At 72.8% G+C, this 20,854-nt stretch carries 16 protein-coding genes and 1 tRNA gene; 3 read left to right on the top strand and 14 right to left on the bottom strand.

The window, feature by feature from the left end; translation table 11 throughout:
• Positions 1–2: 2 nt before the first annotated feature.
• From J7I94_RS05365 to J7I94_RS05350, 4 genes are all read right to left on the bottom strand, one after another.
• On the bottom strand, positions 3–782 hold the full coding sequence (locus tag J7I94_RS05365; protein ID WP_215165512.1) for a S16 family serine protease: 780 nt from the start codon (positions 780–782) through the stop codon (positions 3–5).
• 342 nt (positions 783–1,124) lie between these two features.
• Positions 1,125–1,766 (bottom strand): IclR family transcriptional regulator, encoded by a 642-nt coding sequence (locus J7I94_RS05360; protein ID WP_215165510.1) that lies wholly within the window; start codon positions 1,764–1,766, stop codon positions 1,125–1,127.
• Between the two features lie 293 nt (positions 1,767–2,059).
• The gene (locus J7I94_RS05355; RefSeq protein ID WP_215165508.1) at positions 2,060–3,856 is read right to left on the bottom strand and encodes a DEAD/DEAH box helicase; all 1,797 of its coding nucleotides are present in this window, start codon (positions 3,854–3,856) and stop codon (positions 2,060–2,062) included.
• A gap of 215 nt (positions 3,857–4,071) precedes the next feature.
• Positions 4,072–5,508 carry an MFS transporter gene (locus J7I94_RS05350; protein WP_215165506.1) on the bottom strand — a complete coding sequence of 479 codons (1,437 nt, stop codon included), beginning with the start codon at positions 5,506–5,508 and terminating at the stop codon, positions 4,072–4,074.
• Positions 5,509–5,691: 183 nt separating this feature from the next.
• Between J7I94_RS05350 and J7I94_RS05345 the strand changes: the two genes are divergently transcribed.
• Positions 5,692–5,763 (top strand) — tRNA-Cys (locus tag J7I94_RS05345).
• 84 nt (positions 5,764–5,847) lie between these two features.
• Positions 5,848–6,360 carry a hypothetical protein gene (locus J7I94_RS05340; RefSeq protein WP_374198360.1) on the top strand — a complete coding sequence of 171 codons (513 nt, stop codon included), beginning with the start codon at positions 5,848–5,850 and terminating at the stop codon, positions 6,358–6,360.
• Positions 6,361–6,385: 25 nt separating this feature from the next.
• Here the strand turns inward: J7I94_RS05340 and J7I94_RS05335 are convergent, their stop codons facing one another.
• The 10 genes from J7I94_RS05335 to J7I94_RS05290 form a co-directional block, all read right to left on the bottom strand.
• A complete protein-coding gene (locus J7I94_RS05335; protein ID WP_215165502.1) occupies positions 6,386–7,060 on the bottom strand; it encodes an SUKH-4 family immunity protein in 675 nt (224 codons plus the stop codon).
• A gap of 576 nt (positions 7,061–7,636) precedes the next feature.
• Entirely contained in the window at positions 7,637–9,952 is a 2,316-nt protein-coding gene (locus tag J7I94_RS05330; protein ID WP_215165500.1) for a molybdopterin cofactor-binding domain-containing protein, read from the bottom strand.
• Positions 9,949–12,366, bottom strand: a complete 2,418-nt coding sequence (locus tag J7I94_RS05325) for a 2Fe-2S iron-sulfur cluster-binding protein (protein WP_215165498.1) — start codon at positions 12,364–12,366, stop codon at positions 9,949–9,951. Before J7I94_RS05325 ends, J7I94_RS05330 begins: the two co-directional genes overlap by 4 nt.
• A complete protein-coding gene (locus J7I94_RS05320; RefSeq protein ID WP_215165496.1) occupies positions 12,363–13,256 on the bottom strand; it encodes a xanthine dehydrogenase family protein subunit M in 894 nt (297 codons plus the stop codon). Before J7I94_RS05320 ends, J7I94_RS05325 begins: the two co-directional genes overlap by 4 nt.
• Before the next feature lie 231 nt (positions 13,257–13,487).
• Positions 13,488–15,104, bottom strand: coding sequence for a beta-N-acetylhexosaminidase (locus tag J7I94_RS05315; protein ID WP_215165495.1), 1,617 nt, complete (start codon positions 15,102–15,104; stop codon positions 13,488–13,490).
• A 16-nt stretch (positions 15,105–15,120) separates the two neighbouring features.
• Complete coding sequence (locus J7I94_RS05310) at positions 15,121–15,945, bottom strand: carbohydrate ABC transporter permease (RefSeq protein ID WP_215165493.1); 825 nt, start codon at positions 15,943–15,945, stop codon at positions 15,121–15,123.
• Positions 15,942–16,820, bottom strand: coding sequence for a carbohydrate ABC transporter permease (locus J7I94_RS05305; protein WP_251074692.1), 879 nt, complete (start codon positions 16,818–16,820; stop codon positions 15,942–15,944). Before J7I94_RS05305 ends, J7I94_RS05310 begins: the two co-directional genes overlap by 4 nt.
• Positions 16,821–16,903: 83 nt before the next feature.
• The gene (locus J7I94_RS05300; protein ID WP_215165491.1) at positions 16,904–18,157 is read right to left on the bottom strand and encodes an extracellular solute-binding protein; all 1,254 of its coding nucleotides are present in this window, start codon (positions 18,155–18,157) and stop codon (positions 16,904–16,906) included.
• A 192-nt stretch (positions 18,158–18,349) separates the two neighbouring features.
• Entirely contained in the window at positions 18,350–18,640 is a 291-nt protein-coding gene (locus tag J7I94_RS05295) for a DUF3039 domain-containing protein (RefSeq protein WP_215165489.1), read from the bottom strand.
• 30 nt (positions 18,641–18,670) lie between these two features.
• A complete protein-coding gene (locus J7I94_RS05290; RefSeq protein WP_215165488.1) occupies positions 18,671–19,237 on the bottom strand; it encodes a YqgE/AlgH family protein in 567 nt (188 codons plus the stop codon).
• A 255-nt stretch (positions 19,238–19,492) separates the two neighbouring features.
• Between J7I94_RS05290 and murA the strand changes: the two genes are divergently transcribed.
• Positions 19,493–20,839: a UDP-N-acetylglucosamine 1-carboxyvinyltransferase gene (gene murA, locus J7I94_RS05285; RefSeq protein WP_215165487.1), complete on the top strand. Its 1,347-nt coding sequence runs from the start codon at positions 19,493–19,495 to the stop codon at positions 20,837–20,839.
• The last annotated feature ends 15 nt before the right edge of the window (positions 20,840–20,854 follow it).

Genomic DNA, 20,854 nt, shown 5'->3' with positions numbered 1-20,854 from the left:
GCTCAGCAGCGGGGGACGTCGCCCTTGCCGGTGTCCAGGGCGTGCAGCGCGTCGACCGCGCCCTTCAGCGTCGTCACCGGGATCAGCCGCAGCCCCTCGGGCAGTTCGGCCTGCGCGTCCGCGCACTCGTCCTTCGGTACGAGGAAGACGGTGGCGCCGTCCCGCCGGGCGGCCTGGGTCTTCAGCGGTACGCCGCCGACGGCACCGACCTCGCCGTCGCCGCTGATGGTGCCGGTGCCGGCGATGGTCCGGCCGCCGGTGAGGTCGGAGTCGTCCAGCTTGTCGACGATGCCGAGGGAGAACAGCAGCCCGGCGCTGGGGCCGCCGACGTCGGCCAGCGTCAGGGTGACGTCGATGTCGGCGGGGTCGAGGTCCAGGTAGCCCAGGGCGGCGGCGGTGGCCGTGTCCTGGGACTCCTTCATCTGCTCCTTGTTGTACTGCTCGATCTCCTGCTCGTCGTCGCCGCTCGGGTAGACGGCGTCGCGTGGCATGACCGCGCGGTCGGTGGCGAACCAGTTGTCGAGGACGTCACCGAGCGAGACCCTCGTGTCCGGGCCGGTCGCCACGATGGTCGTCATCCGCAGCTGCCCGGTGGTCTCGCGGACCGGGGCGCCGGAGACCGTGATCACCGGGGTGCCGCGGTTCTCGCCGAGCACGTTCGCCGTCATCCCGGGCTGCGCCACGGAGAACGGCAGCGGCGCGAACACCGCCGTGGCGAACAGCGCCACGACGGGCAGGGCGCAGACGGCCAGGGTCTGGGGGCGCGTGAGACGAGAGAGCACGGGTTCAATCTAACGCGGCACCGATCGGCACCCGGCGCGGGCGGGTCACACAGGGCTGCCGCCGTCTCCACGGCCACCTCCGGGGGCCGGCCCGCCGCGCGCAGCGGCCACCTTCCCGGGCCACGTCGCGACAGCGTGCCCCTGCCCGCTCCCGGACCGGTCACCGCGACGCATCCGTCCCTCCCGGGCCGCGTCACCACAGCACGCCCCTGCCCGCCACCTCCCGGGCCACGTCACCACAGCACGCCCCTGCCCGCCACCTCCCGGACCGGTCACCGCGACGCATCCGTCCCTCCCGGGCCACGTCACCGCAGGGCGCCTCCGCCGCCCGCTCCGAGCCGGTCACCGCAGGGCCTCCGCCACCTCCCGGGCCGCGTCCATCACGCGGGGGCCGACCCGTTCGGGCACCACGTCGGAGAGCATGACCACGCCGACGCTGCCCTCGACGCCCGACACCCCCACCAGCGGCGCCGCCGCCCCGCACGCCCCGGCCTCCAGCTCGCCCTCGGTCAGGGTGAAGCCGGGGTCGGTGGCCGGCTGCGCCCGGGCGGCGAGGATCGCCTTGCCGGCGGCGCCCCGGTCCAGCGGGTGCCGGTACCCGGCGCGGTAGGCCACGTGGTAGTCGGTCCAGGTCGGTTCGACGACGGCGACGGCCAGCGCCTCCGCCCCGTCCACCAGCGTCAGATGGGCCGTGGCCCCGATGTCCTCGGCCAGCGCGCGCAGCGCCGGCATCGCCGCCTCCCGTACCAGGGGGTGCACCTGGCGGCCCAGGCCCAGTACCCCGAGCCCCACCCGGGCACGGCCGCCCAGGTCACGGCGGACGAGGGCGTGCTGTTCCAGAGTGGCCAGCAACCGGTACACGACGGTACGGTTCACACCCAGCCGGTGGGACAGCTCGGTGACGGTCAGCCCGTGGTCGGTTTCGGCGAGCAGCTTGAGGACACGCAGTCCCCTGTCGAGCGTCTGAGAGGTCTCCGCGGTCACGACGCCCACTCCTTTTGTGGTGAGGTCTGCGGCCCCTTCGCGGCGGATGCGTCACCGAGTCCCGTCGGCGACGTGCTTCAGAGGCCGCCGATCGGCCGGCGGCCCGGCGTGTCCGGGCCCGAGTCGCTTCACGGCTGCGCTCCGCGGCGGCGCTGCCACGGGGCGTGTGCGTAGCGTGACAGTAGCGAGCCGGTCCGCTCAGCGGAAGGTTCCGTCCAGAATCCGGTCACCGGCCGGTACGGACTGCCCGTGTTTGTCCGCATACGTACCGCACACGGTCCGTGCCCCGACGCTCACTTCATGCGCGTGGCCCACTCCTGGACCTTGGCGATGCGCTGGCGGAGCTGCCCGGCGGTGGCCTCGGCGCTCGGCGGTCCGCCGCAGACGCGCCGGAGTTCGGTGTGGATGACCCCGTGCGGCTTGCCGCTCTGGTGGACGTAGGCGCCGACCATGGTGTTGAGCTGCTTGCGCAGCTCCATCATCTCCTTGTGGGAGACCACCGGCCGCCGTTCGGCGGGGAGTTCGAGGAGGTCGGCCTCCTCGTCCGGCTTCTTGCGGCTGTGCGCGATCTGCCGGGCCTGCCGCTTCTGGAGCAGCAGCTGCACCTGGTCGGGCTCCAGCAGTCCGGGGATGCCGAGGTAGTCCTGCTCCTCCTCGCTCCCCGGGTGGGCCTGCATGCCGAACTCGGCGCCATTGTACATGACCCGGTCGAAGACGGCCTCCGACTCCAGCGCCTCGAAGGAGAACTGCTCCTGCTCGCCGGTGTCCTCGTCCTGCTCCTTGTTGGCCTCGTCCATCTCCTTCTCGGACTCGGCGTAGGGGTCCTCCTCGCCGTCCTTCTTCGGCTTGTCGAGGACGTGGTCGCGCTCGCGCTCCATCTCGTTGGCGAAGGAGAGCAGGTCGGGCACGGTCGGCAGGAACACGGACGCGGTCTCGCCCCGTCGCCGGGACCGCACGAAACGCCCGACGGCCTGCGCGAAGAACAACGGCGTCGAGATGGTCGTGGCGTACACCCCGACCGCCAGCCGCGGCACGTCGACGCCCTCCGACACCATCCGGACGGCGACCATCCACCGGTCGTCGCTGCCGCTGAAGGTGTCGATGTTCTTGGAGGCGCCGGCGTCGTCGGACAGCACGAGGGTGGCCTTGCTGCCGGTGATCTCCCGGATCAGCTTGGCGTAGGCGCGGGCGGAGTCCTGGTCGGCGGCGATGACGAGCGCCCCGGCGTCCGGAATGGCCTTCCTGACCTCCGTGAGCCGCTGGTCGGCGGCGCGCAGCACGGACGGCATCCACTCGCCGCGCGGGTCGAGAGCGGTGCGCCATGCCTGGCTGATCGCGTCCTTGGTCATCGGCTCGCCGAGCCGCGCCGCGATCTCGTCCCCCGCCTTGGTCCGCCAGCGCATGTTGCCGCTGTAGCTCATGAAGATGACGGGACGCACGACCCCGTCCGCGAGCGCGGACCCGTACCCGTAGGTGTAGTCGGCGGCGGACCGCCGGATGCCGTCGTTGCCCTCCTCGTACGTGACGAAGGGGATGGGGTTGGTGTCCGACCGGAACGGCGTACCGGTCAGCGCGAGGCGCCGCGTGGCCGGCTCGAACGCCTCCAGGCACGCCTCGCCCCAGGACTTGGAGTCACCGGCGTGGTGGATCTCGTCGAGGATGACCAGCGTCTTGCGCTGCTCGACCCGGTTGCGGTGCAGCATGGGCCGTACGCCGACACCGGCGTAGGTGACGGCGACGCCCTGGTAGTCCTTGCCGAGCGGCCCGGCGCTGTACTCGGGGTCGAGCTTGATCCCGATCCGGGCCGCGGCCTCCGCCCACTGCTTCTTCAGGTGCTCGGTCGGGGCCACCACGGTCACCTGCTGCACGACGTGGTGGTGCAGCAGCCAGGACGCCAGTGTGAGCGCGAAGGTCGTCTTGCCGGCGCCGGGTGTGGCGACCGCCAGGAAGTCGCGGGGCTGTTCCTGGATGTACTTCTCCATCGCCCCCTGCTGCCAGGCCCGCAGCTTGCCGGCGGTGCCCCAGGGGGCACGGCCGGGAAAGGCCGGCGACAGGTGGTGCGAGGCGCTGGAACTGGCGGTGGTAGTCACGGTCTCCGAAGGGGGTCGGTCGGCTCGGCCACGTATGACAACCGGGCCACCCTACCGGCGGCCGGGACCCGGCCACGCCCGGACGCAGGCGGGTCGGCACCGGGTGGGACGGAGGTCACACCACCGTCCCGACCGGCCCTCACGGCCTCCCGACGACGTCCCCGCAGCCGCCGCACCGCCCGACGCACTGCCCGCCGGACCACCCGCCGGACCGCTCACCGCTCGGCCGTCCGCAGCCGGGTCGCCACCCACGCCCCCACCAGCGCCACCCCCGCCATCGGCAGGAAGACCGCCGCGAACGCCCCCGGACGGGACCCCGCGGCCTCGGTCGCCGTGTGGGTGACCGTGCCGCCGCCGAGCGCGGCGAAGGCCGCTCCCCCGGCCGCCAGCAGCAGGACGTTGGACAGGCCGTCGGAGATCTGGAGGGCGGCGGAGTTGGTACCGGCCTCCTCGGGGGCGGAGAGCTTGAGCAGGAGCACGCTGGTGGAGGAGATCACCAGGCCCATGCCGAAGCAGCCGAAGGCCCAGGCGACGGCCACCGTCCAGGCGGGCACGGCGTCGACGAGGACGCTCGGCGCCGCGGCGATGGCGGCGGCGACCAGCACCATGCCGAGGGCCATCAGGCGCTCCCGGTACGGCTCCACCCGGGCCCGGGACTGCAACCAGGAACCACCGGCCCAGGTCAGCCCGCCCGCCGCCAGCGAGAACCCGGCCAGTGTCGGGCTGAGCCCCCGCTGGGTGACCAGCATCAGCGGGACGAAGGACTCCGCGGCGATGAAGGAGCCGGCGGCGACGCCGCGCAGCAGGACTACGGAGGGCAGGCCGCGGGCGGCCCGGTAGGTGCCGCGCGGGAGCAGCCCGAGCACGGCCGGGACGAGCAGCGCGGCGCCCACCGCACCCGGCACGACGGAGATCCACCGCAGGTCCTGGGCGGCGTACTGGAGGAGTCCGGCGCCGAGCGAGATCGCGAGGGCGAGCCGGATGCGGCGGCGGTCGAAGGAGGCGGGCCCGCCCGGGGTCACCGGGCCGGACGCCCGCTCCCGGATCCGCGGCAGCGCGAGTGCCAGCGGGACGACCACCAGGACCGGAATCCCGACGAACACCCAGCGCCACCCCAGGTGTTCGGTCACCGCGCCCGAGGCCAGCGGCCCGACGATGGACGGCACGATCCACCCGGCCGCGAACGCCGCCATGATCGCCGGGCGCAGCCGTTCCGGGTACGCCCGCCCCACGACCACGTACAGGGCGACGATCACCAGTCCGCCGCCGAACCCCTGCACGGCCCGCCCGAGGATGAACAGCCACATCGCCTGGGCCGTCCCCGACACCAGCAGCCCGGCCGCGAAGCTGCCGATCCCCCACGCCAGCGGCGCCAGGGGACCGCGCCGGTCGGACCACTGACCCGAGAGCACCATGCCGAACAGGCTGGTCGTGAAGTACCCCGAGAACGCGAACGCGTACAGCGACACCCCGTCCAGCTCCCGCGCCGCCACCGGCATCGCCGTCCCCACCGCCGTCGCCTCGAACGCGATCAGCACGATGACGGAGACGATGCCGATGCTCAGGGCCCGGTGGGCGGGGCTGAGCACGGTCTCGGGCTTGCCGGGCGGGACGGCGGCGACACCGGTGTCGCGCGATTCGGAGACGGTCATGACCGTCAGCGTAAGAGGCGAAAGCGAGGTTGACCCCTGTCCGGAGACGGGACTCGGCAACGACCTTGGTCCTACGCCCCCAGCCCGTTCATGAACGGCGTATGGCAGTCCCGTTGCGGCCCCCGCCCTTCCCTTGAGCCGGTCCTCCTCCCCCGCCTACGGTCGTCCACGAACGACGCACACGGCCGTGTGCCCGAGTGGTTGAGGGGCTCGCCTGCAAAGCGGGTTACGCGGGTTCGATTCCCGCCACGGCCTCTTTTTCCGCGGCCGTGAGCCGATCGAGCGGAGCGACAGCGTGCCGTCTGGCGTTCACGGGCCGGCGGAAGAAAAGTGACCCGCATGGAAAAAGTTGCGTTGGACGACGTCGAAAGAGTCGCAGCCGGCGGAAAAGCCGTCATCGCGGCGGACGACTGCACCATCGTGAGCACCGTCCGGGACGCGATCACCAGCGGCAGGTCAGCGACGTTCTACACGTCCCTGTCACAGGCGAAGGCCGTCAAGACCTGGTACTGGACGCCTGCCCGGGTCAGAGAGACCGGCATCAGGAAGGTGTCGAGCGAGGAGAAGGCCAGGATCGCCAAGGAGCTCGGCATCGAGGACATCGGCGTGTTCCGGTGCAACCGCATCGAGTGCGAATGCGGTCACGTGTACGGCGCGTTCGAGTTCCTGCAGCAAGGGATCAAAGAACACGGCAGGTCCGCGGTGCTGTCGGTTTTCGCCATGGAGAATGCCGCGGTCATGCGCATCAACCCGCCCGATCTCCTCGTCTGCCCGAACTGCGATGAACTCCTGCCGGAACGAATGACGTACGACAACGGCACCTATGGGTGCTGCTTCGGCACCGAGGAATAATCACCCGCCGAGATCGCAGCGGCCGTCAGGCGGGTTCGATTCCCGCCACGGCCTCCAGTCGCGCCGCCCGGTGCCGGGCCCACAGGGTGAGGGCGAAGGCGGGAAGGTCCGGGGCCAGGGCGCTGAGGGTGCCGGTGGTCGGATACCAGGTCAGGACGGTGCCCGTGGTGGCGTCCACGGTCACCGTGGCACCGTCCGCCAGGCGGCCCAGACGGACGAGGCGGTCCGCCCGCTCGGGCAGGGCGGAACGGCACTCATCGTCCTCGTAGTACTCCGCCAGCGTCGGCAGGGGCATGTCGTCGTCGGACTCCAGCCGGAAGGTGAACGCCTCCTCGGGCAGACCCGTCTGGCACAGGAAACGGCGGGTGGGCTCATGGGTGAGGCAGGCCGGGAAGTCGACCTCCTCGAAACGCGTCACCCGCCCCCGGCCGAACTCACGGTCCAGAAAGCGGTACGGCAGGTCCGGGGCCGGCACGGTGCTACGACGCCCCGTGGCCAGGGCCAGGCAGCCGATCAGCACCGACGTCTTCCACAGCAGCGACAGCTCGCCCCCCGCCGGCCCGCGCCGGACGGCCCCCCGGGCCCAGGACGGATCCTCCACCGACGTCGCGGCGCGCACCTGGGTCAGCAGGGACAGCGCGGACCGGCCGCTCCGGCCCTCCGCGCACACACCGCTCGCCGTCATCGTCGTATCGCTCATCGCCCCGCGCATGGTCTCCCCCGGATGTCGTGCGTGCCCCTGGACGGGACCGGCCACGCCGCCCCCACCGCTTCGCACACTACGCGGCACCACTGACAACGCCCCTGCGCGCGAAACCCGTTCCCCCACCAAGACGCACCGGCCGCCCCACACGTTGCCTCCGCCCCCCTCCCGAAAACCGTGAACACTTCGCCCCCAAGTGCTCACGTTTTCCGAGCCCACCCCCCACCCACACCACCCCTGCCGCCCATGCCGCCATGCCACCCATGCCACCCATGCCACCCATGCCACCCATGCCACCCACTCAGCGTTCGCCGCGTGGCCGCCCCGGCGTGCCTGCGAGACGCGACCGCGCCCCCGCACGCCGGGGCACAGGAAAGGGAGCCCGAGGGACAGTGCGGCCCGGCCACCCGCCTCTCCGGGCCGCTCGCTCGCTTCCGCCCCGTGCTGGAACGGCTCGGGTCAAGGGTGGGCCGCAGGCCCATCGCCGAAGGCGACGCGGAGCGACAGCGGAGCGCCCTTGACGCGGGCCGTGGAAGCACGACGCTGACAAGAAGCGAGTGGCCCACGGCCACGTCAGCTCTCGGTGACCACCGCGGCCTGCGGACGGATCGGAAGACGGTTCACGGACCGCCCCGTCGCCGCCCGCACCGCCGACGCCACGGCCGCCGGCGACGCCACCACCGGCACCGCGCTGACCGCCTTCGCGCCGAACGGCGCGACCACGTCCCGCTCCTCCACGAGCTTCACGATCCGGATGTCCGGGGTGTCCAGCGCCGTCGGCAGGGCGTAGCCGGTCAGGTCGGGGTGGCGGACCAGGCCGCGCGGCGTGCGGAGGTTCTCGGTGAGCGCGATGCCCACGCCCTGCGTGACGCCCGCCTCGATCCGGGTGGCCAGCTGCGCGGGGTTGAGGATCCGGCCGACGTCCTGGGCGACGGCGAGTTCCACGACCCGCACCGAACCCAGCTCTATGTCCACGTCCACCACCGCGCGGATCGCGCAGAAGGACATGCCGACGAAGGCGTCGCCCTGGCCGGACTCGTTCAGCGGCTCGGTGGGGTGCGGGCGGCACTGCGCGGTGGCCCACAGTTCCTTGCCGTCGAGCGCCTCGGCGACCGTGGTCGACAGGACACCGTCGTACGAGGTGATCTTGCCGTCGGTGATCTGCAGCAGCTCGGTGGACATGCCGAACTTGTGCGCCAGGGGCTGCAGGAGCTGCGTGCGGACCATCTTCGCGGCCCGCTCCACCGCACCGCCCGACACCCACGTGTGCCGCCCCCGGCAGCCCGCGCCGGCCGGCGGCTGGTCGGTGTCGACGGGCGCGACGTGCACCTCGTCGATCCCCAGCGTCTCCTGCACGATCTGCCGGGCCAGCGTCGCGAACCCCTGCCCGGTCTCGACCGCCGCGCACAGCACCGTCGCCACGCCGCCCTGCACCTTCACGGTGGCCGTGGACACCTCGTCCGCGCCCTCCGCGCCCAGCATGTGCACCATGCCGATGCCGTAGCCCACGCCCCGGCGCACCGCGCCCGGTTCGCCCGCGCCCTCGGGACCGCCGGGCAGCAGCCACTCGTCCTCGGGCGTGTCCTTGGGGAGCGCGGGGAGCGGGAAGTCCCGTACGGCTTCCAGGAGTTCGGCGACGGGTGCCGGGCAGGTGACCGTCTGGCCGGTGGGCAGGACGTCACCGGTGGCCAGGACGTTGCGCAGGCGCACCTCGGCCGGGTCCATGCCCAGCTTCTTGGCGATCTTGTCCATCTGCGCCTCGTACGCGGCGCACACCTGCATCGCGCCCTCGCCCCGCACATGCCCGGAGGGCGGGTTGTTGGTACGCACCGCCCACCCCTCGATGAACGCGTTCGGCACGACGTACGGGCCGCAGGCGAAGGCGACCGCGGCGGCCAGCGCCTCCGACGACGTGTCGGCGTACGCGCCCGCGTCGAGCAGGATCTGCGCCTCGACCTTGACCAGGCGGCCCTCGGCGTCGGCGTGGTGGCGGTAGCGCAGCAGCGTCGGGTGCCGGTGGACGTGGCCGAGGAAGGACTCCTCACGCGTGGCCGTCAGTTTCACCGGGCAGCCGGTCTTCAGCGCCAGCAGGCCCAGCGGCAGCTGGAAGCCCTGGTCCTCGCGGTCGGCGGTGGCGCCGGGCACGCCGGTGACGACGACCTTCACCTGTTCGGGCGGCAGCCCGAAGGCGGCGGCGGCCGTGTCGCGGTCGGTGTGCGGGTCGGTGGAGGCCAGGTACAGCTCCACGCCGCCGTCCGGACGCGGGACGGCGAGTCCGGCCTCGGCGCCGATGGGGGCCGGGTCCTGGCGGCCGATGCGGTAGAGGCCCTCGGCGACGATCTCGCCGACCGCCTCCGGGTCGCCGTGGCGCAGCGGGATGTGCCGGATCAGGTTGCCGTCGGGGTGCAGCGGCTCCGCCTCGAAGGCCTGCTCGGGGTCGGTGACCGGGTCGAGGACCTCGTACTCGACGATGACGGCGGCGGCGGCCATCCGCGCGGTGTCCGGATGGTCGGCGGCGACGGCGGCGATGGGCTCGCCGTGGTGCCGTACGACGTCGGAGGCGAAGACCGGCCGGTCGGCTCTGCCGCGTCCGTGCAGCGGGGTCCCGGGCACGTCCTCGTGCGTGATCACGGCCCGTACGCCGGGCATCTCGCGGGCGTGACTGGTGTCGACGGACACCACGCGCGCGTGCGGGTGCGGGGAGCGCAGTACGGCCGCCCAGAGCAGGCCCTCGGCCCACAGGTCGGCGGCGTAGGGGAAGGTGCCCTCCGTCTTGGCGCGGGCGTCGGCCGGGTGCAGGGAGGCGCCGAGGCCGTGCGCGACGGGCTCGGGGGCGAGGCCCGGCTCCGCGGTGACCGCGGCCTGGGCGGTGGCTGCCTCGTTGCTCACGCGTGGCCTCCTTCCTGGCCGTGGGGGTGGTCGTGCCCGTCCGGGGAGCGGGGGCCGGGTGAGCCCTGCGGGTCGAACGCCGACGGGTCGACGCCGCCGGCGCCGGGGCCCGCCTGGTGCGGGATGCGCGGCTCGTCCGCGTCCGCGGCGTCCGCCTCGGCCTCGGCGGTCGCCTCGCGTTCGGCGACGACCTCCTCGACGGCCCGCAGGAAACCCCGGTAGCCGGAGCAGCGGCACAGGTTGCCGCAGAGCGCCTGACGGGTCTCCAGCTCGGTCGGGGCCGGGTTGCCCTCCAGCAGGTCGTGCACGGTCATCGCCATGCCGGGCACGCAGAAACCGCACTGCACCGCCCCGCACCGGGCCAGCGCCCGCTGGACGTCGGAGGGCTGTCCGTCGGTGGCCAGGCCCTCGACGGTGCGGACCTCGCTGCCGGCCGCGGTCACCGCGGGCACCAGGCAGGAGGCGACCAGCCGGCCGTCGACCTGCACGTTGCAGGCGCCGCACTCGCCCTGCGAGCAGCCGTCCTTGGCGCCCGCGAGGCCGAGCCGCTCACGCAGCACGTAGAGCAGCGACTCGCCGATCCAGGCGTCGGTGACGGGCCGGTCGGTGCCGTTGACGCGCAGCACGTAGGAGGCGAGGGGGTGCTCCTCGTGGGACGCGCCGGGCCCGGCGGCGCCGCCGGACTCCCCGGGCACGGGGCCCTCCGGAGCGGGCTCGGGCTCCGGCTGGGACTCCGGTGCCGGGGGCTCGGACTCCGGTGCCGGGCCGGTCTGCGGGGAGCGGCCGGTGTCGGACTCCGGGCCGGTTTCCGGGCCGGACTCCGCCTCGGCCTGGGCATCGGCCTGTGCGTCGGCCTCGGCAGCAGCCGCAGGCTCGGCCTCGGCCTCGGCCTGGGGCTTCGCCTCCGTCTCCGCCTCGGCCTCCGGCATGGCTCCGGGCGTCGTCTCCGGGGGCGTGTCGTCGTGCGGCGGCTCCGGGGCCGACGCGTACGCGGGGTCCGGGGCGCCCTCGGCCGGGGTCCCGGGGGCGACGGGCGCCACGGGCTCCTCGGTGGCCTCGGGTGCGGCTTGGGCTCCGTCGGCCGGGTCGGGCGCCTCGGAGGGCTCAGCGGGGCCCTCAGCGGCCTCCTGGGTCCCCGGCGCGTCGTCCGCGACCGGGCCCGGCGACGCGTCCGGCTCCTGGGCCGGACGGCCGGTGTCCTCCGCGACGGGCTCGGGTTCCGGCGCGGGTCCCGGCTCCCGCTCGGGCTCCGGCCCGGCGTCCGCGACCGGCCCGGCGGCAGGCCGCACATACGGCCGTACGTCCGTGAACGGCCGCGCCTGCGGGAACGCCTGCTCGTCCGCGTACGCGCGCTCTTCCGGGAACGTCTGCTCGTCGGCGTAGGTACGCGCTTCCGGGAACGTCTGCTCGTCGGCGTACGTACGCCCTTCCGGGAACGCCTGCTCGTCCGCGTACCGGCGCTCCTCAGGGAACGCCTCCCCGCTCCCCGGAGCACCGCCCTGAACCGTTTCGGCGCCGTAGCCCGCGCCGTACTCCGTGCCGTAGCCCGCACCGTGACCGGTGCCGTGCCCCATTTCGTGCCCCGCACCGTGCCCTGTGTCATGGCCAGTGCCGTGGCCGGTGCCGTGGCCGGTGCCGTGCCCCGTGCCGTGCCCCGTGTCGTGGCCGGTGCCGTACTCCGCCCCCGGCTCGCCGGGCCGTTCGTCCCACGGACGGCCCGCCGCCTGGGTCGCCCACGGGGCGGGCGCGCCGCCCGGGAGGGTGGCCGGCGGGGTGCCGCCCCACTGCTCGACCAGGGACGACGTGGTGAACTCGCCGGACTCGTCCGGCAGGTCGCCCCCGGCGACCGGGATGGACCACTGCCCGGTCACGTCGTGGCCCGGCGCGGGCGCCGTCTCCTCCGCGGCGACGGCCTCGCCGAAGTGCCACTGGCTGGTGGCCCCCGGGTGGTAGGCGAACCGGTCGTCCTGCCCCGCGTAGGGGGCGCCGGCGCCGTACTGGCCGTGCCCGGCGCCGCCGCCCGCGTCGCCGCCGTACTGCCCGGCCGCCCCGTACGGGTCCTGCAGCGCCGCGCCGTACGGCTGCTCCGCGTCCGGACCCGCGTACGGCTGATGTCCCGTCTCCGGGGCCTGCCACTGCGTGCCGTCGACCGGTGCCGACGGCATCGTCCAGGAGCCGGTGGCCGCCGGGTCGGTACCCGTCGCGGGAGCGACCGTTATCGGCGGGGGCACGAAGCCGTGACCGGGTGCCGCCAGCGGACTGCCGGCACCCCCGTGGGCGTCCAGCAGCGCGTCGATGCCGCCCTCGGGGAGCTGGACGAAGGCGGTGGCGCCGTCGTCGTAGTCGCCCTGGGGCAGCGGATTCCAGCGTCCGCCGCCCTGGGGCGTGCCCTCTCCCTGCTGGTCGTCGGTCACGACAGCGCCCTCCCCAGTGCTCGTCGGGCCAGCGCGGCGACGGTGCGCCGCAGGTGCAGTACGGCGGGCGGCAGCTGCGGTACGGACCCGTCCTCGGCGGGGGCGGGGTCCGGGATGCAGGCCGCGGCGACGTACTCGCCGAAGGCGGCCAGCGCCTCCGGGACGATCGCGCGGTTGTTGTCCCAGTCGATGAGCTGCGCCACCCACTGCTCGGCCTCCAGCGGGCGCAGCGGCATGGGCGCTATGGCGCCGACCGCGCACCGCACCCCGCGCCGGGCCGGGTCGAGGACCAGGGCCACGGAGGCGACGGCGCGCCCCGGCCCGGTGCGCCCGGTGGCCTTGAGGAAGACCTGGGGGGCGTGCAGCAGCGGTACGCGTACGTAGCCGATGAGTTCGCCCGCGCCCAGCATCTCCACCCCGGCCAGCAGGTGGGAGACCGGGACCTCGCGGCGGGCGCCGCCCTGGCCGGCGACGATCAGGGTCGCCTCCAGCGCGGCCAGCACGGGCAGCGCGTCGCCGGTGGGGGCTGCCGAGGCGACGTTGCCGCCCAGGGTGCCCGCGTTGCGGATCTGCGGCGGCCCGGCGGCGCGCGCGGCGGCGGCGAGCGCCGGGATGAGGGCGGCGAAGTCGGGGCGTCCCATGCGCGCGTGGGTGAGTCCGGCGCCGAGCAGCGCGTGGCCGTCCTGGTACTGCCAGCCGCGGATCTCGCTGATCCGGCCGAGGCCCACCAGCGCGGCGGGCCTGAGCTGACCGGAGTTGACGGCGGCCATGAGGTCGGTGCCGCCGGCGACCGGCACGGCGGCGGGCCGCTCGGCGAGTGCCGCCACGGCCTCGTCCAGTGTTGTGGGCAGCGTGACGACCTGCGCCGCCTGCGGTGCGTGCGTGCTCAAACCGCTGCCCCTTCCCGCTGTCCCACTGGTCCCGCCCGTGCGCCGTACGGTACGTGCTGACAGGGCGGACGTGGCAACTCTGGCACATCATCGCAGCACCCGGACGCGGGGGTCCGCTAGGAGGCATTCACCCACCTCGTCGGGGAGATGGGCGGTTTTGGGAGAGCATGACCGGAGATCACGGTTCGCCGCTCGTTGTTCGCCGTCTGTTGCCCTGTGGTTGTCCGTTCGTCACTTGTCCGGCGGCGGGCCGTCGATCGGGCGGCCGAGGACGCCGGGCCGCCGCTGCCAGGGCCGGGGTCCGGCGGGCGGCCGGTAGGCGACGCCCAGGGCGTCGAGTCGGGCGTAATGGCCGGTCATCCGGCGCTCGAATCCGGCGAAGTCCCTCTCCGCCGGGGCGGGCAGGGCGCTCCAGGCGACCTCGGCGAAGGCGGCGAGCCGCGGGAAGGTCTGGTAGTCCACGCGGGCCGGGCTCTCCATCACCTCGGTCCAGACGTTGGCCTGGGTGCCCAGGACCCGCCCGGCCTCCGCCTCCGTCAACTCCGGCGGAACCGGCTCGAACCGGTACACGTCCTCCAGGGTGCGCACGAACCCGATCGGCACCGGCTCGTCGGCGCCGCCGTCCTGCCGGTGGTCCAGGTAGACGTGCTGCTCGGGGCACATGACGACGTCGTGTCCGGCGCGCGCGGCGGCGATGCCGCCCTGGTAGCCGCGCCAGGAGGAGACCGCCGCGCCCGGCGCGAGACCGCCCTCCAGGATCTCGTCCCAGCCGATGAGGCGCCGCCCGCGCGCGGCGAGCCAGCCGGCGAAGTGCGCGATGAACCAGGACTGCAACTCGTCCTCGTCGGCCAGCCCGAGATCCTCCATCCGCGCCTTCGCGGTCGCCGACCTGCGCCACTGCTCCTTGGGGCATTCGTCGCCGCCGACGTGAATGAACTCCGAGGGGAAGAGATCCAGGAGTTCCTCGAAGACGCCCTCGTAGAAACGCAGGGTGTTCTCGGTGGGGGCGAGGACGTTCGGGGAGATGCCCCAGGTGTCCCAGACGCCGAGCGCGGCGGTGTCGACGACGTCGGTGTTGCCGAGTTCCGGATACGCGGCGACGGCGGCCTGCGAGTGTCCGGGTACGTCGATTTCGGGGACGACGGTGATGTGCCGTTCGGCGGCGTAGGCGACGATCTCGCGGATGTCGTCCTGGGTGTAGAAACCGCCGTGCGGCTTGTCGTCCCACAGCGGTGAGGCGCGGTGGCCGAATTTGGTACGGGAGCGCCAGGAGCCGGTCTCCGTGAGCTTCGGGTACCGCGTGATCTCGACCCGCCAGCCCTGGTCGTCCGTCAGGTGGAAGTGGAAGACGTTGAGTTTGTGCGCGGCCATCAGGTCGAGACAGCGCAGGACGCCGTCCTTGGGCATGAAGTGCCGGGCGACGTCCAGCATCAGTCCGCGCCAGCGGAAGCGGGGGGCGTCCTCGACGGTGACAGGCGGCAACTCCCAGTCCCGGCCCGGCCGCACCGGGGCGCGGCGGAAGGCGTCCGGACCGAGCAGTTGCCGCAGGGTCTGCGCGCCCCGGAAGACGCCGGCCGCGCTGCCGCCCGCAAGACGTACCGGGTGCTCCCCGGTGTCGAGGCGGTACCCCTCGGGCGGCAGGTCCGGGTCGATGCCCAGCTCGATCCGGAGCGGGCCGTCGCCCTCCGCCAGCGGCAGCCCGGTCGCCGCGCCGAGCGTCGCCCGCAGCCAGTGCGCGACGCCCTCGGTGCCGGGCCCGGCCGCCAGCCGTGTCCCGGGGCCCAGGCGGACCCGCCCGGACCCGCCCGTACGGAGTTCACGCGGCGCGGGGATCAGATCGACGTCCATGGTCACCTCAGTCCTTTCAGTCCTTCACCGCTCCGCCGAGGCCGGAGACGAGTCGTCGTTGCACGAGTACGAAGAAGACCAGCACCGGAATCGTCATCACCGTGGACGCGGCCATCACACCGCCCCAGTCGGGGTCGTCCGGTTTGTAGAAGACCAGCAGCGCCATCGGGAGGGTGGACTGCGAGGTGTCGCTGATGATGAACGACTTGGCGAACAGGAAGTCGTTCCAGGCGGAGATGAAGGAAAACACGCTGGTGGCGACCAGCCCCGGGAAGACCAGCGGGAAAAGGACCTGCCAGAGGAATCTCGCCCGGCTCGCCCCGTCGAGGTACGCGGCCTCCTCCAGGGCCTCCGGCACGGCTTTCACGAAACCCCTGAGCATCCAGATCGCGAAGGGCAGCGAGAAGGCGATGTGGGGCAGGATCAGCGACCCCAGCGTGTTCAACTGGCCGAGGTCCCGCATGAGGAAGAACAAGGGGATGGTGAGCGCTTCCACGGGCACCATCTGGGCCACCAGGAACATGATCAGCAGGGTGGTCCGGAAACGGAACCGGAATCGCGTCACGGCGGTCGCGGCGAGAAACGCGATGAGCGCCGAGGCGACCACCACGACACCCGCCACGACAAGGCTGTTGAGGAAGTAACGGCCGAATTCCTGCTGCCCGAAGACGCGCCGGAAGGAGTCCAGCGACGGCGCCGACGTCCACGGCCGGGGCGTGCTCGACTCGATCTCCCCGGCCGGCCGGAACGCGCTCAGCACCATCCAGTACAGCGGGAACGCGACGACGGCCGCGATCAGCACCGCCGACGTCTCGGCGGCGAACCTCCACGGACGTCTCACAGTTCCTCCCCCTGGCGCCGCAGCAGCCGCAGGTAGCCGAGGGTCACGGCGAGCAGGATCAGCAGCGTCACGACGCCGATCGCCGAACCGAGGCTGTACTGCGACGACGCGAACGCCTTCTGGTAGGCGTAGACGTTGAGGACGAGGTTCTGCCCGGCGATGCCGCCGCCGTTCGTCATGACGTAGATCTGCGTGAAGACCTTGAAGTCCCAGATCACCGACTGGATGGTGACGACGGCCAGGATCGGCCGCAGCATCGGCGCCAGTACGGACCGCCAGATCCGCCACTGCGAGGCGCCGTCCAGGGCGGCGGCCTCCAGCACCTCGGCGGGTACGGCGCGGATCCCGGCGTAGACGGTGACCATCACGAACGGGAAGGAGCACCAGACCACTTCGAGGAGGACCAGCAGGAAGGCGCTGTACCGGCCGTACGTCCAGGAGTGGTCGCCGAGGCCGAGAAACCGGTTGACCGGCCCGAAGTCCGGGTCGAACAGCAGCAGCCACACCGTCGACCCGGTCACCGCCGGCGTCGCCCACGCCCCCAGCGCCGCGAGCATCAGCACCAGCCGCGGCACGGCCCGCACCCGGGTCAGCAGCACGGCGAGCGCACAGCCGACGGCCAGCGTCGACGCGACACAGGCGGCGGCGAACACGACCGTGGCCAGCAGCACCCGCCAGAACTCCGGGTCCCCGAACAGCTCCCGGTAGTTCCCCAGCCCCTGGAAGGACGTCGGCTCCCCACCACTGACCTGGGCCTGGGTGTACTCCAGGAAGGAGATCAGCCCGAGCTGGTAGACGGGGTAGACGAGCAGCCCGCCGAGGACGACGAGAGCGGGGGCGAGATAGATCCAGGGGGTGGAGAAGCGCGCCCCCAAGGGGCGCGGGGCTGTGTTCGATGTGCGGCTGCCGCCGCGTGGACGCGAGAAACCACGACGCACCCGCACCCGGGAACCCACCGTCACAGCGCGGACCCGATCTTCGCCGCCGCATCCCCCGCCGCCGCGGCAACCCCCTTCTTCCCGCTCACCACCTCCTGGAACATCGTCGGCAGCACCGCCGACGAGTCGATCCGCGCCCACCCGGCCGACACCGGCACGAACTCCGTCCCGGCCTCCAGCGTCTCGACGAACGGCTGCACGAACGGTTCCGCCTGTGCCGCCTCCGCCCGCACGTCCGTGAAGGTCGGCAGGAAGCCCATCGCGTCGAACAGCTCCCGCTGCGTCGCCTTCGAGGCGAGCCGCTTCATCAGGTCCACGGCGAGCGTGCGGTGCGAGGTGGACTTCAGTACGCCGATGTTGTTGCCGCCCGCGAAGGCCGGCGCGACCGACCCGGGCTTCACCCCCGGCAGCGGCACGACCGCGTACTTCCCCTGCACCGCCCCCGCCTCCACGGCCGCATGGCTGAAGTCGCCCCCGATCGCCATCCCCGCCTTGCCGGCCGCGAAGGCCGTCACCGTGTCGTTGCCGCCCATGCCGGCGCACTTCGCCGCGGGGCAGTTGTCGTCGCCGAAGAGATCGGTGTACGCCTCGATGCCCGCGCGGGACGCGGCGCTGTCCAGGTCGGCCAGCTCGCCCCCGTGGGCCCACAGGAAGGGCAGCGCGCCGTAGGTGTAGGCGCCGCCGACGGCGAGGCCGTACAGGCCGGGTTCGGCGGCGCGGATCTTCCGCGCGGTGGCGGCCAGTTCGGCCAGTGACCGGGGTGGTTCCAGGTCCAGTTCCTCGAACAGGTCGGTCCGGTAGTACAGGGCCCGTACGCCGACGAAGAACGGCGCTCCGTAGACCTTGCCGTCCACCGTGACCGACCGGCGGGCCGTCGGGTCGGTGTCCTTCGCCTCGCCCCAGGCGCCGAACTCGGCGGTGACGTCGGCGAGTCCGCCGTCGGCGACGTAGCCGGCGGTGTCGGTGTTGCCGTACTCGATGAGGTCGGGCGCGGAGGCGGGGTCGTTGAAGGCGGCCTTGACGCGCTGGGCGCGGGTCTCCACGGGGATGTACTCGACGGTGACGTCGACGTCGTCGTGGGCCTTCTCGAAGCCCGCCACGGCCGCGTCGACGACCTTCTCCTTCGGCTCGTTGCCGACCTCCTGGAAGAGCCAGACGCGCAGGGTGCCGGTCTTCTCGTCCGCGTCGGAGGACGAGCCGCCGGAGGTGCCCGGCGCGCAGGCGGTGGCGGCGATGACGGTGAGGAGCAGAACCAGTCGGACGGGGAGCTTCATACAGCGGTCCTCCGCAAGCAGGCGTTGCAACATACGCAATGGCGATTTCGCTCTGCACAACACCATGGAGGCTAAGTACTACATGAACATGTCCACAAGAGGTCTGAACCATTTCCGCCGGGCAGGACAGCGCAAAGGCCCCCGAAGCGCGCCGGCACGGGCGCCCAGGGGGCCTGCGGGAAGGACGGTGCGCTACTTCTTGTCGCCGCCTTTGCCCTTGCCGTCGTCCCCGCCGCCGCTCATGGACTCGTAGATCTCCTTGCACATGGGGCACACCGGGTACTTCTTCGGGTCGCGGCCCGGCACCCAGACCTTGCCGCACAGCGCCACGACGGGCGTGCCGTCGAGGGCGCTCGCCATGATCTTGTCCTTCTGGACGTAGTGGGCGAAGCGCTCGTGGTCGCCGTCGCCGTGGGACACCTGTGGCGTCGGCTCTACGAGGGTCCCCGTACCAGTCCCGCGCTCGGGCTCAAGAGTGCTCATAACCGCCAAGGGTACTGAAGATCACACACTTCAGTTGAGCGACGGGTCGTCCGGGTACGTCGCCACCATCGCCAGCTCGCTGCGCTGGCGGCGCAGCACCTCGCGCCAGAGTCTCTCGGGCAGCGGCGAGGAGACGTCGCCGGGCTCGGACTCGACCACGTACCAGGCGCCCTCGGCCAGTTCGTCCTCCAGCTGGCCCGGACCCCAGCCGGCGTACCCGGCGAAGATCCGCAGGCTGCCCACGGCGGGCGCCAGCAGCTCCGGCGGCGCCTCCAGGTCCACCAGGCCGATCGCGCCGTGCACCCGGCGCCAGCCCAGCGGGTCGCCGTCGCCGTCCCCGGGGACCACGGCCACGCCGAGGGCGGAGTCCAGGGAGACCGGGCCGCCCTGGAAGACGACGCCGGGGTCGTCGGCCAGCGCCGCCCAGCCGTCCAGGATGTCGCCCACCCCGACCGGGGTCGGCCGGTTGAGGACGACGCCGAGGGAACCCTCCTCGTCGTGGTCGAGGAGCAGCACCACCGCACGCTCGAAATTCGGGTCCGCCAGAGCGGGTGTGGCCACGAGCAGCCGCCCTGTGAGCGAGGACACCTCGGTCATGCCTGACATGATCCCGCATCTTCCCGCACGGTGGGGAGGCAATCGGGGGCACCGGAGTGAACGCGGCTCAGGCGATGCCCCGGCACGCCCCGCCGCGCGCCCGCCACCGTGACCCCACGTGGCCGCCGGGGAACGCCTCGTGTTGTGACGCGGCCGTGAAGTGGCTGTGCCCTCCCTGGGCTTACGGCGCGGGGGCGGGGGACGATTACCCTTTCCCTTCTGGTCCCCTGCCCCACCCCACGGAACGCGAGATTCATGACCGTCAACGGCGCTGATGACGTACTGCTTGTCCACGGCGGAACCCCGCTGGAGGGCGAGATCCGTGTCCGCGGTGCGAAGAACCTCGTACCGAAGGCCATGGTGGCCGCGCTCCTCGGCAGCGCGCCGAGCCGGCTGCGCAATGTTCCGGACATCCGCGACGTGCGGGTCGTACGCGGACTGCTGCAACTGCACGGTGTGACGGTCCGTCCGGGCGACGAACCCGGTGAGCTGGTGCTCGACCCGACCCACGTGGAGAGCGCCAACGTCGCCGACATCGACGCCCACGCCGGCTCCAGCCGCATCCCGATCCTGTTCTGCGGACCGCTGCTGCACCGGCTCGGCCACGCCTTCATCCCGGGCCTGGGCGGCTGCGACATCGGCGGGCGGCCCATCGACTTCCACTTCGACGTGCTGCGGCAGTTCGGCGCGACCATCGAGAAGCGGGCGGACGGGCAGTACCTGGAGGCTCCGCAGCGGCTGCGCGGCACCAAGATCCGGCTGCCGTACCCGTCGGTCGGCGCCACCGAGCAGGTGCTGCTGACGGCGGTGCTCGCCGAGGGCGTCACGGAGCTGTCCAACGCGGCCGTCGAGCCCGAGATCGAGGACCTGATCTGCGTCCTGCAGAAGATGGGCGCGATCATCGCGATGGACACCGACCGGACCATCCGCGTCACCGGCGTGGACGAGCTGGGCGGCTACACCCACCATGCCCTCTCCGACCGCCTGGAGGCCGCCTCCTGGGCGTCGGCGGCGCTGGCCACCGAGGGGAACGTCTACGTCCGCGGCGCCCAGCAGCGCTCGATGATGACGTTCCTGAACACCTACCGCAAGGTGGGCGGCGCCTTCGAGATCGACGACGAGGGCATCCGCTTCTGGCACCCGGGCGGCCGGCTGAAGTCCATCGCCCTGGAGACGGACGTGCACCCCGGCTTCCAGACCGACTGGCAGCAGCCGCTGGTGGTGGCGCTCACGCAGGCCACGGGCCTGTCCATCATCCACGAGACGGTCTACGAGTCCCGGCTCGGCTTCACCTCGGCGCTGAACCAGATGGGCGCCCACATCCAGCTCTACCGGGAGTGCCTGGGCGGCTCCGACTGCCGCTTCGGCCAGCGCAACTTCCTGCACTCGGCCGTCGTGTCGGGCCCGACCCGCCTGGAGGGCGCCGACCTGGTCATCCCCGACCTGCGCGGCGGCTTCTCGTACCTGATCGCGGCCCTGGCCGCGCAGGGCACCTCCCGGGTGCACGGCATCGACCTGATCAACCGGGGCTACGAGAACTTCATGGAGAAGCTCGTGGAACTGGGCGCGAAGGTGGAACTGCCGGGCAAGGCACTGGGCTAGGCAGTTTCGTTTGGA

It is taken from the genome of Streptomyces sp. ISL-12 (assembly GCF_018614415.1).
GTDB lineage: Bacteria > Actinomycetota > Actinomycetes > Streptomycetales > Streptomycetaceae > Streptomyces.
The sequence above is the reverse complement of the archived record's forward strand: the minus strand, read 5'-3'. Positions and strand labels throughout refer to the sequence as shown.